The organism is Roseibium limicola, from assembly GCF_017313085.1.
GTDB classification, from domain to species: Bacteria; Pseudomonadota; Alphaproteobacteria; order Rhizobiales; family Stappiaceae; genus Roseibium; species Roseibium limicola.
This window is the reverse complement of the sequence record NZ_JAFLNF010000002.1, coordinates 138,633-153,125: the sequence shown is the minus strand read 5'-3', so window position 1 is coordinate 153,125 and position 14,493 is coordinate 138,633. Positions and strand designations below refer to the sequence as shown.

At 58.3% G+C, this 14,493-nt stretch carries 13 protein-coding genes; 7 read left to right on the top strand and 6 right to left on the bottom strand.

The genetic code is table 11. From position 1 onward, the window contains the following. The first annotated feature begins 39 nt into the window (after positions 1–39). The 4 genes from J0X15_RS04230 to J0X15_RS04215 all read left to right on the top strand — a co-directional run bounded on the left by J0X15_RS04230 (position 40) and on the right by J0X15_RS04215 (position 5,287). On the top strand, positions 40–1,680 hold the full coding sequence (locus J0X15_RS04230) for an AMP-binding protein (RefSeq protein WP_206938474.1): 1,641 nt from the start codon (positions 40–42) through the stop codon (positions 1,678–1,680). A gap of 65 nt (positions 1,681–1,745) precedes the next feature. Continuing rightward, positions 1,746–2,951, top strand: a complete 1,206-nt coding sequence (locus J0X15_RS04225; RefSeq protein ID WP_206938472.1) for a PleD family two-component system response regulator — start codon at positions 1,746–1,748, stop codon at positions 2,949–2,951. 123 nt (positions 2,952–3,074) lie between these two features. Then, entirely contained in the window at positions 3,075–3,746 is a 672-nt protein-coding gene (locus J0X15_RS04220) for a DsbA family oxidoreductase (protein ID WP_206938470.1), read from the top strand. A gap of 167 nt (positions 3,747–3,913) precedes the next feature. Further along, positions 3,914–5,287, top strand: a complete 1,374-nt coding sequence (locus tag J0X15_RS04215; RefSeq protein ID WP_206938469.1) for an NAD-dependent succinate-semialdehyde dehydrogenase — start codon at positions 3,914–3,916, stop codon at positions 5,285–5,287. 77 nt (positions 5,288–5,364) lie between these two features. Here J0X15_RS04215 and eno read toward each other — a convergent pair whose 3' ends face one another. Together eno and kdsA are read right to left on the bottom strand one after the other, a co-directional pair. Then, positions 5,365–6,639, bottom strand: a complete 1,275-nt coding sequence (eno, locus tag J0X15_RS04210; RefSeq protein ID WP_206938468.1) for a phosphopyruvate hydratase — start codon at positions 6,637–6,639, stop codon at positions 5,365–5,367. A gap of 135 nt (positions 6,640–6,774) precedes the next feature. Further along, positions 6,775–7,611, bottom strand: coding sequence for a 3-deoxy-8-phosphooctulonate synthase (gene kdsA, locus J0X15_RS04205; protein WP_206938467.1), 837 nt, complete (start codon positions 7,609–7,611; stop codon positions 6,775–6,777). Positions 7,612–7,955: 344 nt separating this feature from the next. Here kdsA and galU point away from each other — a divergent pair, with 344 nt between their 5' ends. The 3 genes from galU (at position 7,956) to J0X15_RS04190 (ending at position 10,845) form a co-directional block, all read left to right on the top strand. Further along, positions 7,956–8,849, top strand: a complete 894-nt coding sequence (galU, locus tag J0X15_RS04200; protein ID WP_206938466.1) for a UTP--glucose-1-phosphate uridylyltransferase GalU — start codon at positions 7,956–7,958, stop codon at positions 8,847–8,849. Positions 8,850–8,982: 133 nt separating this feature from the next. Beyond that, on the top strand, positions 8,983–10,287 hold the full coding sequence (locus J0X15_RS04195) for a nucleotide sugar dehydrogenase (protein WP_206938465.1): 1,305 nt from the start codon (positions 8,983–8,985) through the stop codon (positions 10,285–10,287). Between the two features lie 126 nt (positions 10,288–10,413). Then, on the top strand, positions 10,414–10,845 hold the full coding sequence (locus J0X15_RS04190) for a DUF4864 domain-containing protein (RefSeq protein WP_206938458.1): 432 nt from the start codon (positions 10,414–10,416) through the stop codon (positions 10,843–10,845). 62 nt (positions 10,846–10,907) lie between these two features. Here J0X15_RS04190 and tgt read toward each other — a convergent pair whose 3' ends face one another. The 4 genes from tgt to J0X15_RS04170 form a co-directional block, all read right to left on the bottom strand. After that, positions 10,908–12,104 carry a tRNA guanosine(34) transglycosylase Tgt gene (gene tgt / locus J0X15_RS04185; protein ID WP_206938457.1) on the bottom strand — a complete coding sequence of 399 codons (1,197 nt, stop codon included), beginning with the start codon at positions 12,102–12,104 and terminating at the stop codon, positions 10,908–10,910. A 4-nt stretch (positions 12,105–12,108) separates the two neighbouring features. Next, entirely contained in the window at positions 12,109–13,206 is a 1,098-nt protein-coding gene (gene queA, locus J0X15_RS04180; protein WP_206938456.1) for a tRNA preQ1(34) S-adenosylmethionine ribosyltransferase-isomerase QueA, read from the bottom strand. Positions 13,207–13,400: 194 nt separating this feature from the next. After that, positions 13,401–13,871 carry a peptidylprolyl isomerase gene (locus tag J0X15_RS04175; protein WP_206938455.1) on the bottom strand — a complete coding sequence of 157 codons (471 nt, stop codon included), beginning with the start codon at positions 13,869–13,871 and terminating at the stop codon, positions 13,401–13,403. A 59-nt stretch (positions 13,872–13,930) separates the two neighbouring features. Beyond that, complete coding sequence (locus J0X15_RS04170) at positions 13,931–14,470, bottom strand: peptidylprolyl isomerase (RefSeq protein ID WP_231710290.1); 540 nt, start codon at positions 14,468–14,470, stop codon at positions 13,931–13,933. Between the last annotated feature and the right edge of the window lie 23 nt (positions 14,471–14,493).

Here is a 14,493-nt window from a genome sequence, read left to right as displayed (position 1 = left end):
ACGAACAAGAACGACCAAGTGGTCACTGGAAAGAATGCCATGAAAGCCGTATCCGACACCTTTGCGGAGACCTACAAGCGCCAAGGCGCCTGGTCGGATCTGACTCTGGATCAACTGTTCAAGAAAACCGCCGAAGCTGCGCCGGACCGTCTGGCCATCGCCGATGCGCCGGATAAGGCCGAGTGGACTGGCGGCGAGCCACGACAGGTGACTTATGGCGAGGCGGACCGGGAAATCGAGCGGCTCGCCGGGTTCTTTCGCACAGTCGGTCTGGCCGCAGACCATGTCATCGGGCTTCAGGCGCCCAACACTGTCGACATGGTGATTGCTTTTCTGGCGGCGTTGCGAGCAGATCTTGTCGTCACGCCCCTCCCCTTGCATTGGCGGCAGAAAAATGTCGTCGCGGCGCTGAATTCCATCGGTGCCAAGGGGTTTGTCGCCGCTGACCGGGTCGAAACCCGCATGGTCGGCAATGATGCCAGAGATGTGGCGGCGGAACTTTTCTCGCTGCGCTTCGTCTTCGGTCTGGGCAAAGAGGTTCCGGACGGGCTGATCGAACTCGGAACGATGCTGGCTGAAATCGGCGACGATCTGATCCTGCCGGCCTCTGATCGCCCGTCGGCTTCTGACCACGTTGCGACGATTTCCTGGACCCGCAGCGGTGCGGAAAGCCAGCCGATGACACGGTGCCATAACCACTGGACAGCGGCCGGCGAAGCCTTGCTGCGCGAGATGGAGCTGGACGATGCTCCCCGGTTCCTCGTGCCTTACGCTTTGAGTGGCCTCACCGGGCTTGGAACCGGCGTCCTGCCCTGGCTGATGACCGGTGGCAGTCTGCATCTGCATCATCCGACCTCACTCAAGAGGCTCGCCGACCATGCCACGGCGGTCAAAGCGGATGTAGTGCTCGCCCCGGGCCCTCTTGTAGCCGTTCTGGATCAAGCGATCGCCCACGAGAAGACGATGATCGCCGCCTGGAATGTGGCCTCACCAAGGGCGACGAATTATACCCCCCGCCACCGCATGGTCGACGTTCATGTCGCCGATGAATTCGCGCTTGTCGCTCATCGCCGCCCCGAAACCGGAACGCCTGTCAACTTTCCACCGGGAAAGCAGTTCGGGTCAGCGGGGCGTGAAAGCGGGCCGGCCCTTGTGGAAGTCAACGTCACCAAGGGCGAAGAGGGCCAAAGCGCTCAACTGAGCTTTGAAGGTCCGATGGTTCCGGGACTGAAGTGGCACCAAGGTGCCGGACTGGACGATGTCGCTGGTGTGGCCGCCAAGAATGTGGGTGAAGGCGTTCTGGAAACCACTTTGAAGCCGGATTGGGATGGCGAAACCCTGCAGAGCTTCGGGATTCCCGGCCAGCTTGCGCCGGGGATCGGCGATCTGACAGCGATTGACGATGTGTATTCCAGCTATCCCGACATAGCAGAGGCTGCGGCCTTCGTTGTCGAGGATGGAGTCATGGGTGCGCGCCTTTATGCAGCGGTCGTGCCGACACCTGGACGGGTTCCTGATGCGAAGGCCTTCTTCGCCTTTCTGGATGCCCAGGGCGTCGATTTGGCCGCAATTCCAAACAGGGTTCTCGTGCTTCAGTCGCTACCGCGTCAGGCAGATGGCCGGGTTGATCGGGAACGCCTGACCTTGCGCACTCAACGGCTGCCTTCCAAAGTCGCATGACCTGCCTTTTGCCCGCACTGTGATTGCTTCAGCCCCATGAGCTGAGCCGAACCGATTGAAACAAAATGGATCTGGATCCTTCTCTCTCCTGGCATGGACCTCTGTGGCATACAGGCCAGGGGCTTGAGGCGTTTGGCTTGTCGCCGGACCAGCCACCGTTGCCGGGCCAACCGAAGTCGATCAATCTGCTGGATGCTGCGCGCACGGGCCAGACTCTCGTTGCCGAGAAGGCGCCGCTGCCGATGGCCGTTCTTGTCTCCAGCGCCTGTTTGGACGGTGAGGCCGGGGCCGCCTTTGGAGCATTTGTGAGGCAGGCGCTGTCTGACCTGCCATCGGAAGTCCCTCTCCTGCTGCTCGGGGGAACGGTCCCCACAGCTGCGTCTTCCTTGCGCGCCAACGCTGTGCTGGACACGGCGACGCCTGCGGATGTGATTTTCTCGGCCATCTGCAGTCTTCAGCGAGCGATGATCCGTTCAGAAGAGGCCCGTATCCGCCGCCAAGTGTTCGGACGGCTTTCCGGCTATGGTGTCGCGAAGCGCTTTTCCGGCGGCAGCGGCTTGCTTGTGATCGGCGTAACGGGTCGCTTTTTGCATCTTCAGAGTGCGAATTCTTCGGCTGTCCAGGTGGTCGGCGCGCTTAACCAGGCGATTGGAGAAGACTATCTTGAACATCGGGCCTTTGATGCGGTGGTCGTCGACGAGCCGTTTGCCGATGCCCTGGAAACCTTGCACCGCTTGCGGCGTGATTCGCGTTTTGCGGCCTTGCCGACCCTGGTGGTCAGTGAGGATGCGGCCGATTCTGCCGTACTCTACCGTGCTGGTGCGACCGACGTTCTGCTGGCGCCGATCGATGAGACCACATTGCCGCAGCGCTTGGTCATAGCAATCCGCCAGGGCAAACGTCGACGTCTGGCAGATCGGGTTCTGGCCGAAACGCATCATTTCGTCATGCGTCAGATCCGCTCCGGCGGTGTGCCGCTGGCAACCTTCGAGACCTATCTGGCGCTGACCCAGCAAGCGCTCGCCAAACGTGGGCTCGTGCCCTACCAGCTGCGGATGCAGGCTGCAAACCTTGGCGAAACCGTTGTCGCGCTTCAACTGGCGCCTGACCTTTATGAGACCGTCCTGTCTGTGGCCGATGCAACCAGCCGCGAAGAGGATCTTGTCTGTCAGGTCGCTGAACTGGGCCCTGTTGCCGTGCTGAAAAGCCGCCGCGGGCTCGAACGCCTTCAAGAGCGGATCACGGCTATTCTCGGGCATACCCGGCTTTAACCGGTACGCGCCTGTCCTTCCCGCCTTTACCAAGTTAACCGTTGATAGGGGGGCGCCCGCTAGACCTTGTCCCGTGAAACGCCTAGGCTTGGATCAAATTCTACCCTTAGGAGAGACTGCCATATGGCTGACGAACAGGTCCTCACCGTCGACATCATTTCCGATGTGATGTGTCCCTGGTGTTTCATCGGCAAGCGCCGGTTGGAGACGGCCCTGGCCAAGGTTCCGGACCTCAACATCGAAATTGGCTGGCATCCCTATCAACTCGATCCCAGCCTGCCAAAGACCGGCAAGGATCGTCAAACTTATCTGAGCGATAAATTTGGCGGTGCCGCTGCAGCGTCGACATTTTACGAGCAGATCAAAGAAGCCGGAAAAGGCGAAGGGATCGACTTTGCCTTCGACAAGATTGCCTTGTCGCCGAACACACTAGATTGTCATCGCCTTATTCTATGGGCTCGGGCCGACAAGCTGCAGGACGAAGTGGTGGAACTGCTGTTCAGGGCATATTTCCTCGAAGGCAAGGACCTGACCGACAGCAAGACACTGGTGGAGATTTCAGCCAAGGCCGGCATGGAGTCGGATCTGGTCGAACAGCTGCTGGAGACGGACAGTGATCTCGAGAAAATTCAGCATCAGGTTGACCGTGCCCGCTTCATGGGTGTCACGGGAGTGCCATGCTTTATTATCGACGGACGGTTTTCGGTCAATGGCGCTGAAACTCCGGAAACCCTTGTAGCCGCTCTGTTGCACGCCAAGGAGACCCAGTCCAACGAACCTGTATCCGAAATTTGAGCCTTTATGATTTTCGCGCGGAACCACGCCTGATAGGGCTGGTTTCGGGCGTTTTTGTGCAAGCGATCCGAAGCGCCAAAAAGTTGCAATGTAAAATATAATTCATCTTGGAAAGGAAACGGCGGGTCACGCGTTAGCTCTGTACCTAGACTCGAAGAGGACAGAAAATGACCCGCGAAGTTCAAACGATCAATCCGGCAACGGAACAGCCCATCGCGACCTATGCCTATATGAGCGACACGGACGTTTCTCAGGCAATCGATCAATGCCAGGCCGCCTTTTCCGAATGGAAAACGCTGTCTCTGGAGGAGCGTGCTGATGTTCTGCGCGCCATTGCCAAGGAATTGCGAAACAGCAAGGAAGAGCTGGCTGCCCTTATGACGCAGGAGGTCGGTAAGCTTTTGAAAGACAGCAAGGACGAAGTGGAACTTTGCGCCGCCATATGCGAATTCACAGCCGAATCCGGTCCTAAAGCTCTGGCCTCTGAAGAGCGCGATATTCCCGGCGGCACGGGAGTAGTAGCTTACGCTCCGCTTGGCATCATTTATGGCATTCAGCCGTGGAATTTCCCCTGCTACCAAGCTGTGCGCTATGCCATCGCCAACCTGATGGCCGGCAATGGCGTGTTGCTGAAACACGCTGAAACCTGCACCGGCAGTGGCTTGATGCTGCGCGACGTGTTTGAACGCGCCGGCCTGCCGAAGCATCTCTTCAAGGTCCTGGTGATCGACCACGATCAATCCGACAAGGTGATCGAACACGAACTCGTGCGCGGCGTCACCCTGACAGGCTCTGATGGCGCAGGCCGAAAAGTGGCGCAGAAAGCCGCCGAGAACCTGAAGAAAACTGTGTTGGAACTTGGCTCGAACGACGCCTATCTGGTGCTCAGTGATGCAGATCTGGAGCTTGCCGTCAAAACCTGCGTTCAGGGCCGCATCTACAATAACGGCCAGACTTGCGTGAACGCCAAGCGCTTCATTGTGACGGAAAACCACCACGACGAATTCCTCAAGCGCTTTGTCGAGCAGATGAACGCCGTCAAACTGGGTGATCCGACACAAGAAGGTACCGGCCTTGGGCCAATGTCACGCACGCAATTGCGCGACGAGCTGGCCAAACAGGTGGATGACAGTGTCACCAAGGGCGCCAGGATTGAATGCGGTGGAAAGATCCCCGATCAAAAAGGCGCCTACTATCCGGCAACCGTTCTCAGTAATGTGCAGCCGGGACAACCAGCCTATGACGACGAGCTGTTCGGCCCTGTCGCATCTGTGATCAAGGTAAAAGACGATGATGAGGCCATCCGCGTGGCAAATGACAGCCGCTACGGCCTGGGTGGCGGTATCTTCTCCAAAAACGAAGAGCGCGCCCGAGAGCTTGCCGAGAAGCATTTTGACACCGGCATGATCTGCATCAACGGCTACAATATCGCGATCCCGAACATGCCGTTTGGGGGTGTCAAGGACTCCGGCTATGGCCGCGAGCATGGCGGCTTTGGCATGAAGGAGTTCGTCAACGTGAAGTCCATCTACAAGATGTAATCGACTTCCTGTCTGCCTGAACCAAAAAGGCCGGAGCAAATGCCCCGGCCTTCTTCTTGTTTCGCAGTCGGCTGTGGTTAGCCGCGCAGAACGGAGCGACCGGCATAATGCGCCAGCGGGCCGAGCTCTTCTTCGATGCGAATCAGCTGGTTGTATTTGGCCAACCGGTCGGAACGGGCCAGAGAGCCTGTCTTGATCTGCCCGCAGTTGGTGGCAACCGCGAGATCGGCAATCGTCGCATCTTCGGTTTCGCCGGAGCGGTGAGACATCACGGCAGTGTAGCCAGCCTTGTGAGCTGTTTCCACGGCATCGAGGGTCTCAGACAGCGTACCGATCTGATTGACCTTGACCAGGATGGAGTTTGCCACACCCATGTCGATACCCTGGCGCAAACGCTTGGAGTTGGTCACGAAGAGATCATCGCCAACCAGCTGACACTTGGAACCGAACAGGTCGGTTGCCGCTTTCCAGCCGTTCCAGTCGTCTTCGGCAAGGCCATCTTCCACGGAGATGATCGGATAACGGGAGACGAGATCGTCCAGATACTTTGCCATCTGATCCGGATCGAGCGACTTGCCTTCGCCTTCCAGCTCGTATTTGCCATCCTTGAAGAACTCGGTCGCGGCCGCATCGAGCGCCAGGAACATGTCTTCGCCCGGCTTGTATCCGGCTGTTTCGATTGCCTTCATGACAAAGCCGATGGCTTCGTCAGTCGACTTCAGGCCGGGCGCAAATCCGCCTTCGTCGCCGACGTTGGTGTTGTGACCAGCGGCGTTCAGGGACTTCTTCAGTGTATGGAAGACTTCCGCCCCCATGCGAACGGCTTCCTTCAGGTTTTCCGCGCCGACCGGCACAATCATGAATTCCTGAAAGTCGATTGGGTTATCGGCATGAGCGCCACCGTTGATGATGTTCATCATCGGAACGGGCAGAGTGCGTGCGCTTGTACCGCCAACGTAGCGGTAGAGCGGCAGGCCACAGGCCTGCGCAGCCGCACGGGCATTGGCGAGCGACACACCGAGAATAGCGTTGGCGCCAAGGCGCGCCTTGTTCTCTGTGCCGTCCAGATCAATCATCGACTGGTCAAGGGCCAGCTGATCTTCGGAATCCATTCCGGCGATCGCCTCGAAAATCTCGGAGTTGACCGCGTCGACTGCCTGCAGAACGCCCTTTCCAAGGAAACGGGCACCGCCATCGCGCAGTTCTACAGCTTCGTGAGCGCCAGTGGACGCGCCTGAAGGAACCGCTGCGCGGCCAAAAGACCCATCTTCCAGGAATACATCGACTTCCACGGTTGGGTTGCCGCGGCTGTCCAGAATTTCGCGCGCCGTCACGTCAATGATTGCGGTCATTGTCTACTCCTTCTCATGGACCTCGAAAATTTGAGAGGATGAGGTCCTGTTTCTCCCATGAGCCTTGGGACGCAGCCTGTTTGGGGACAGCCGCGATGGCTCAGATTACTTATTGGTGGGCGCTGTAGCTCAGGCTCAGCGCGCCGCCTTTACCACGGCATCAATCGCCTGCAGCTCTTTCAAAAGCGCTGCGAGATCCTTCAGTGGAACCATGTTCGGACCGTCAGAAGGCGCGTTGTCCGGATCCGGGTGGGTTTCGATGAAGAGACCACCAACACCGACGGCGACAGCGGCACGGGCGAGAACTGCCACCATGCGGCGATCGCCACCGGTCGAGCCGCCAAGTCCACCAGGCTGCTGCACGGAATGTGTGGCGTCAAACACCACCGGCGCTCCGGTTTCGGCCATGATCGGCAGGGCGCGCATGTCGCTGACCAATGTGTTGTAGCCAAAGCTTGCGCCACGCTCAGTCAGCAGCACGTTCGGATTACCACTTTCGGTCACCTTGCTGAGGACGTTCTGCATGTCCCAGGGTGCCAGGAACTGCCCCTTCTTGATGTTGATCACGGCGCCGGTCTTGGCTGCGGCAATCAGCAAGTCGGTCTGGCGGCACAAGAAAGCCGGGATCTGCAGGATATCAACGACCTCAGCCACTGGAGCGCATTGCTCTGCAGTATGAATGTCGGTTACGACCGGCATTCCAGTGGTTTCCTTGATTTCTGCGAAAATCGGCAGGGCGTCCTTCAGGCCGACCCCACGCTTGCCGGAAAGCGACGTCCGGTTCGCCTTGTCGAAGGATGCCTTGAAGACAACCGAGATACCAAGACTGTCAGCTATCTCTTTGACCGCTGCGGCGCACTCCAGAACGTGCTCGCGGCTTTCCATCTGGCAAGGGCCTGCGATCAGCGAGAACGGCGCGTCATTCGAGAAAGTGACATTGGCGACCTGAACGGCGCGATTTGCGGATGTCATGAGGTTCGGATCCTAGAGGCAGACCTGGAGTTGAATAAAATCGCCCTCTCCTTAGCCTTTCTTACGAGACGGAGCAACACGGCCGGCGGCATCAACGACGGAAAAGGGCGATAGCCGGGCCTTGCGGTAATGTGCCTTCCGAAGTTTGTTTTATCGCGTCCATCGGCTAAGGTTAAGCTGTTGCCGTTTGGTCAAATTCGTAAAGATGAGACCCTCCCGTCATACTCTGTGCGTTTGCAGGAAACCAAAACCTTATTCATGCGTTGTGACATCAAAGTGTCGCCATCCCCGTGACCTTTAACCCTCCCGTTTCTGGTCCAATAACATTCGTGGATTTTGCCCCTATGAACAAACCGATCCGCAAAGCCGTCTTGCCTGTCGCTGGTCTTGGTACCCGTTTTCTGCCCGCCACCAAGGCGGTTCCGAAGGAAATGCTAACCATCGTCGACCGGCCGATCATCCAATACGTGGTGGATGAAGCAAGGGCAGCGGGCATCGAGCACATCGTCTTTGTGACGGGCCGTAACAAGACCGTGATTGCCGATCACTTCGACCGTGCGTATGAGCTGGAAGAAACGCTGAAGCGTCGCCATAAGGATGAAGCGCTGGAGCTGCTTGAAAAACTTCGACCGAATGCCGGGTCAACCAGCTTCACCCGCCAGCAGGAGCCGCTGGGTCTGGGACATGCGATCTGGTGCGCCCGCGACATTATCGGCCGCGAGCCGTTTGCCGTACTTCTGCCGGACGTGATTATCAAGTCTCAGCAGAGCTGTCTCAAGCAGATGGTCGACATCTACAATGAGCAGGGCGGAAACGTCATTGCTGTTGAAGAAGTGCCTGAGGACCAAACCTACAAGTACGGCATCGTCGAACTGGGCGAGAAGATCAACGACCGGGCCTCAAAGATCACGGGCATGGTCGAGAAGCCTGAGCCTGGAACTGCCCCCTCCAATCTGATGATTACCGGCCGATACATTCTGCAGCCGGAAATCTTCGATCTTCTGTCGCGCATGGAAAAAGGTGCGGGTGGCGAGATCCAGTTGACCGACAGCATGCTGTCGCTGATGGATGATCAGCAGTTCGCCTCCCTGCGTTTTGAAGGCCACAGCTATGATTGCGGCTCGAAGGCCGGGTTCCTGACAGCGAATGTTGCCTATGCTCTGGAAGACGACAACCTTGCGCGCGAACTGGTGCCGATGCTGAACCAGATGATCAACCAGCCGGCTGCTGCCGAGTAGGCATACTGATTGCAAAAATTGAAGCCGGATCGTGGATGACGCGGTCCGGCTTTTGCGTTAATCAGCAGGCGCGCAGTGTTCGGGTCGCTGAGTCCAATCCCTACCCCCTTGCCTCTTTCGGAGCCTCTTCCGCATGTCATTCCAGTCCACTGCCCTGCCCCGTTTGGCCGTCGTTGGATTGGGCTATGTCGGACTTCCCGTAGCCGTTGCCTTTGCGGAGGCCGGCCATGCGGTTATCGGGTTTGATATCAATTCCGCCCGGATAGAGTCTTTGCGCGCCGGAGAAGATGCAACCGGATCCGTTGCCCCTTCGCGCCTGCGGGTTGCCGGGCTCTCCTTTACGGATGTCGCGAGCGAGATGGCCATTGCGGATGTGGTGATCGTTGCGGTCCCGACGCCCGTCGATCAGGCCAAACGTCCCGATATGCGGGCGCTTCGCGGTGCGGCTCAGACGGTCGGCAAAGTCCTGCGCCGTGGCATGACCGTGGTGTTTGAATCCACAGTCTATCCGGGGGTGACTGAAGAGATCGCCTTGCCGATCCTGGTCAAACACTCCGGCCTTTCCTATCCGCAGGACTTCTCCCTGGGGTACTCTCCGGAACGGATCAATCCGGGCGATCCGGACCGCGACTTCAAGGATATCGTCAAGATCGTTGCGGGCAACACGCCCGAAGTGACGGAGTTTCTCGCTGGCGTTTACGGTGGTGTTGTAACGGCCGGCATACACAAGGCGCCAAACATCAAGACGGCGGAAGCTGCCAAGGTTATCGAGAACACCCAGCGGGACCTCAACATTGCCTTGATGAACGAGTTGGCGCAGATGTTTCAGACCATGGGTCTGGACACGCGCGACGTGTTGGCCGGGGCTTCGACCAAGTGGAATTTCCTGCCCTTCCAGCCCGGGCTGGTCGGGGGCCACTGTATCGGTGTTGACCCCTACTATCTGACCCACAAGGCTCATGAACTCGGGCTGACACCGCAGGTGATCCTCGCCGGTCGCGGAACCAATGAGAACATGCCTGGCTTTGTCGCAGGAAAGGTAATCCAGGCCTGCGTCAAACTGGGGCGGCCCTTACCGCTTAAAATCGGCGTCCTCGGCATCACCTACAAGGCGAATGTGCCTGATACGCGCAATTCCAAGGTGGTCGATCTGATTCGCGAGCTTCAGGAATTCGGGGCGGAAGTGCTCGTTCATGATCCGCTGGCCCAAACGGATGAAGTTCACGAGGAATACGGGCTGTCGCTCTCCGACCTTGCGGAGCTACAGGGCGCGGATGCCTATGTGGTGGCCGTGCCGCATCAGGCTTATCTGGCGCAAGAGCATGGTTGGGGGCTGATCAAGCAGCTAAGTGATGGGGGCCGCTGTCTGGTCGCTGATATCTCTGCCAGCCTGCCACGGGAAACAACGCCTGAGCACGTCACTCTCTGGCGGCTTTAGGCTCTTGGAACCTGATCTTCCCAGTCGCTTGTCTGGCTCATTTTTACCCTTGCGCAAATTGACAGCAATCTTTTGCAGCGTTTCCTGCGTACACTTCTTGTGTGCCAAGAAGAGGAGCGCTCCGTCATGCGGTTTCGTCAGCTTTTTCACCTCGTTGCTCTTGCAACGATTCTATCCCTGCCTGCCAGTCTGGTGCGGGCCGATGGATCTTCTGAGAGCCGAACCTTCCGGCAAATCATCCAGAACCAGATGCAAGCGTTTCAGCGCGGCGATGCCACGTCCGCCTTCGGGCTGGCAACGCGCACCTTGCAGAAGCGATACCAGTCTCCGGACGTATTCATTGAAATGGTGAAGCGTGGCTATCCGCCGGTCTATCGGCCGCAATCCGTCACCTTCGGCAAGATCAAGGACACGGATTTCGGGCCAGTTCAGGAAGTCTATCTTATCGGACCCAAAGGGCAGAACTGGCTGGCTCTTTACAGTTTTGAGCAGCAGGACGACGGTACCTGGAAAATCTCTGGCTGCTATCTGACTAAGTCCTCCGGTCTGGCCGCCTGACAAAAAAGCCGGAGCATCTGCCCCGGCTTTTTAGCAATGCCCATGTCTTCACAAGGCAAGCCTTACAGCGCAGCGATATCGCCGCGTGCCCAATTCTCTTTGGTCTCTTGATAGAAGTCGTCAAACCGTCCGGCCTCGATTGCCTCGCGCATTTCGCGCATGAGGGTCTGATAATAGTGGATGTTGTTCCAGGTCAGCAGCATGGCAGCCAGGCCTTCGCCGGTGCGCACCAGATGGTGCAAATAGGCGCGCGAATAATGATGGGTGGCCTCGCAGTCTGATGCCTCATCCAGCGGACGATGATCGTCCTGGTGCCGGGCGTTCTTCAGGTTGACCTTGCCATAGCGGGTGTAGGCAAGACCGTGACGACCGGCGCGTGTTGGCATGACACAATCAAACTGATCAATGCCGCGTTTGACGCTTTCCAGCAAGTCATCCGGAGTGCCGACGCCCATCAGATAGCGCGGCTTGTCCTCGGGCATTGCTGGCAAGGTAATGTCCAGCATCTCCAGCATGACTTCCTGGGGCTCGCCTACGGCCAGTCCACCGACCGAATAGCCTTCAAACGGTAATTTGCCGAGTTCTTCTGCTGAGCGAATGCGCAGGTCTCCAACATCGCCCCCCTGAACAATGCCGTAGAGCGCCTGACCCTTTGCCGGGCCACCCATTGTTTCGAACTGCTGGCGAGAGCGTGCCGCCCATCGCAGAGACAACTCCATGGCGCGCTGTACTTCTTCGCGCGACGCCGGAAGCTTGATGCACTCGTCCAGTTGCATCTGAATGTCCGAGCCAAGAAGGCCCTGGATCTCGACGGAGCGTTCCGGCGTCAGGTGATACTTTTGACCATCGATATGGCTCTGAAAGCGCACGCCTTCTTCATCCAGCTTGCGCAACTGCGCCAGCGACATCACCTGAAAGCCGCCACTGTCGGTCAGGATCGTCTTGTTCCAATTCATGAACTTGTGCAATCCACCGAGTCGGTTCACCCGTTCCGCCGTCGGGCGCAGCATCAGATGGTAGGTGTTGCCAAGCACCACTTCCGCACCAGTTGCTTCCACGTGCCCCATGAACATCGCCTTGACGGTGGCCTGAGTTCCAACCGGCATGAAGGCAGGCGTTTGAACCGTGCCATGCGGCGTGCGGATTGCTCCGCGCCGAGCACGCCCATCTGTCTTCTTCAACTCAAAGGCGAAAGGCGCCGGATTATCAGACGCATTGGCCGGAATTGGTGTCGGGTCGGTCTTGGGTGCGTCGCTCATGGGTTCAGTCTTTCGCTAGCGCGCCGACTGCCGGAAACAGCAGGGAGGAATCTCCGTAGCTGTAAAAGCGGTATTCGGTCTTGATGGCATGGGCATAAGCTGCCCGCATGGTTTCCAGGCCCGAGAAGGCGGAAACCAACATGAAGAGAGTTGATTTCGGCAAATGGAAGTTGGTCATCAGAGCGTCAATCGTGCGGAACCGATAGCCCGGTGTGATGAAGATCGACGTCTCCCCAGAGAAAGGCTGCAAGCCTTCCGGCCCTTGCGAGGCGCTTTCCAAAATCCTGAGCGATGTGGTGCCGACGGACACGACCTTGTTGCCGCGGGCCTTCACGGCTGTGAGCGCGGCGACTGTGTCGGCGCTGATTTCGCCCCACTCCGCATGCATCTTGTGCTCATCGGTCTCATCGGTCTTGACCGGAAGGAACGTGCCGGCACCGACGTGCAAGGTGACACGGTGCTGCTCGATGCCACGCGCTGTCAGACTGTCCAGCAAGGCGGGCGTGAAGTGCAGTCCGGCGGTCGGTGCCGCTACCGCACCGTTTCGGTCGGCAAACATCGTCTGATAGTCTTCGCGATCCTGAGCATCCTCACCGCGCTTCAGCGCGATGTAAGGCGGCAAAGGAATATGGCCGACGGCGATGATGGCGTCATCGAGAGCCGGGCCGGACAGGTCGAAGACGAACAGTACCTCCCCGGCGTCTCCCTTGTCGGCCACCGTCGCATCCAGAGTGCCGGTCAGACAGGTTTCGTCGTCGCTGCCAAAACGCACACGGTCACCGATCACCAACTTCTTGGCTGGGCGAACAAAGGCCCACCAACGGTCAATGTCGGAACGCAGGTGCAGCGTTGCAGAAATCCTGGCCACTGCGTCACCGCGCGTGCGGGTGCCTTCAAGCTGTGCGGGAATGACCTTGGTGTCGTTGAAGACCAGCGCGTCACCGGGATCAAGACAAGCAGCCAGATCGGCAACACCGGTGTCCGTCAGCTCGGGACTTTGGCCCGGGCGAACAACCAGCATGCGTGCAGAATCACGCGGGCGAGCCGGCCGCAAGGCAATTCGTTCGTTGGGAAGCTCGAAATCGAACAGGTCTACGCGCATGGGGCGGTTGGTCTTCAAGCCATTCAAGTGTTGGAAATCATCGTCCGATCATTGCAGATCGAACCCTTGAGGCCGCTCTTAGACGCTGTCCTGCACAGGGTCAACCATCACGGCCACAGTGCTGCAGACCTCTCAAGCAAACAGCGCGGGGCCTGGGACCCCGCGCTGCTGCAATCACGTCGTGTGCGCCTTGATCAGGCGTCAGCTGCGACTTTGAAAGAGTTGATCTTGTCCGGGTTCTTGACCGGCTCACCGCGCTTCAGGTTGTCGACATTGTCCATACCATCGATCACCTTGCCCCAGACTGTGTACTGGGCGTCAAGCCAAGGTGCGTCCTGGAAGCAGATGAAGAACTGGCTGTCGCCGGAGTTCGGGTCCATCGAACGAGCCATCGAACATGTGCCGCGAACGTGCTTCTCCTTGGAGAACTCAGCGCGCAGCTTCTTGCCAGAGCCGCCCGTCCCTGTGCCCTGCGGGCAGCCGGTCTGCGCCATGAAGCCATCGATCACGCGGTGAAAAACCACACCGTCGTAGAAACCTTCGCGAACCAGTTCCTTGATGCGAGCAACATGGGTCGGGGCAAGGTCCGGACGCATTTCGATGGTTACTGTGCCCTGGGTGGTGTCCAGTACAAGCGTGTTTTCAGGGTCTTTGATATCGGGCATTTTCAGTCCTTTGGTCTTGTCCCCGCCTGCGGGGTTATTCATTTTGGCGACTTTGCGGTTCAGCCTGCGTCGGCCGCAACCTGCATCTTGATGATCTTGTCGGGATTGGCCGGCGGTTCGCCGCGCTCAATGGCATCGATGTACTCCATGCCTTCAACCACCTCTCCCCAGATGGTGTATTGGCCATCCAGCCAGCTGGCTTCCTTGAAGACAAAGAAGAACTGCGAGTTGGCGCTGTTTGGATCGGCGGCACGCGCCATTCCGATCACGCCTCTGGCGAATGACTTGTCGGAGAACTCGGCCTTCAGGTCGGGCTTGTTGGAGCCCCCCATGCCTGTGCCGGTGGGATCGCCGGTTTGAGCCATGAAGCCGTCAATGACGCGGTGAAACACGATGCCGTTGTAAAAGCCTTCGCGCGTCAGCTCCTTGATCCGGGCGACATGCTTTGGCGCAATGTCGGGCAATAGGCGAATGACGACGCGGCCATCCTTCAGATCCATGTAAAGCGTATTTTCTGGATCAAGATCCGAAGCATTTGCACTCAGAGGCGCGAACAGAAGCGCGCCAAGTACCGCGAACACGGAAAACAATCGAAACAAGGGGAACTCCATCGGTTTCACGA

Coding starts and splice junctions, on each gene's coding strand:
- J0X15_RS04230 (WP_206938474.1), top strand. CDS start 40: ATGAAAGCCGTATCCGACACCTTTGCGGAGACCTACAAGCGCCAAGGC.
- J0X15_RS04225 (WP_206938472.1), top strand. CDS start 1,746: ATGGATCTGGATCCTTCTCTCTCCTGGCATGGACCTCTGTGGCATACA.
- J0X15_RS04220 (WP_206938470.1), top strand. CDS start 3,075: ATGGCTGACGAACAGGTCCTCACCGTCGACATCATTTCCGATGTGATG.
- J0X15_RS04215 (WP_206938469.1), top strand. CDS start 3,914: ATGACCCGCGAAGTTCAAACGATCAATCCGGCAACGGAACAGCCCATC.
- eno (WP_206938468.1), bottom strand. CDS start 6,639: ATGACCGCAATCATTGACGTGACGGCGCGCGAAATTCTGGACAGCCGC.
- kdsA (WP_206938467.1), bottom strand. CDS start 7,611: ATGACATCCGCAAATCGCGCCGTTCAGGTCGCCAATGTCACTTTCTCG.
- galU (WP_206938466.1), top strand. CDS start 7,956: ATGAACAAACCGATCCGCAAAGCCGTCTTGCCTGTCGCTGGTCTTGGT.
- J0X15_RS04195 (WP_206938465.1), top strand. CDS start 8,983: ATGTCATTCCAGTCCACTGCCCTGCCCCGTTTGGCCGTCGTTGGATTG.
- J0X15_RS04190 (WP_206938458.1), top strand. CDS start 10,414: ATGCGGTTTCGTCAGCTTTTTCACCTCGTTGCTCTTGCAACGATTCTA.
- tgt (WP_206938457.1), bottom strand. CDS start 12,104: ATGAGCGACGCACCCAAGACCGACCCGACACCAATTCCGGCCAATGCG.
- queA (WP_206938456.1), bottom strand. CDS start 13,206: ATGCGCGTAGACCTGTTCGATTTCGAGCTTCCCAACGAACGAATTGCC.
- J0X15_RS04175 (WP_206938455.1), bottom strand. CDS start 13,871: ATGCCCGATATCAAAGACCCTGAAAACACGCTTGTACTGGACACCACC.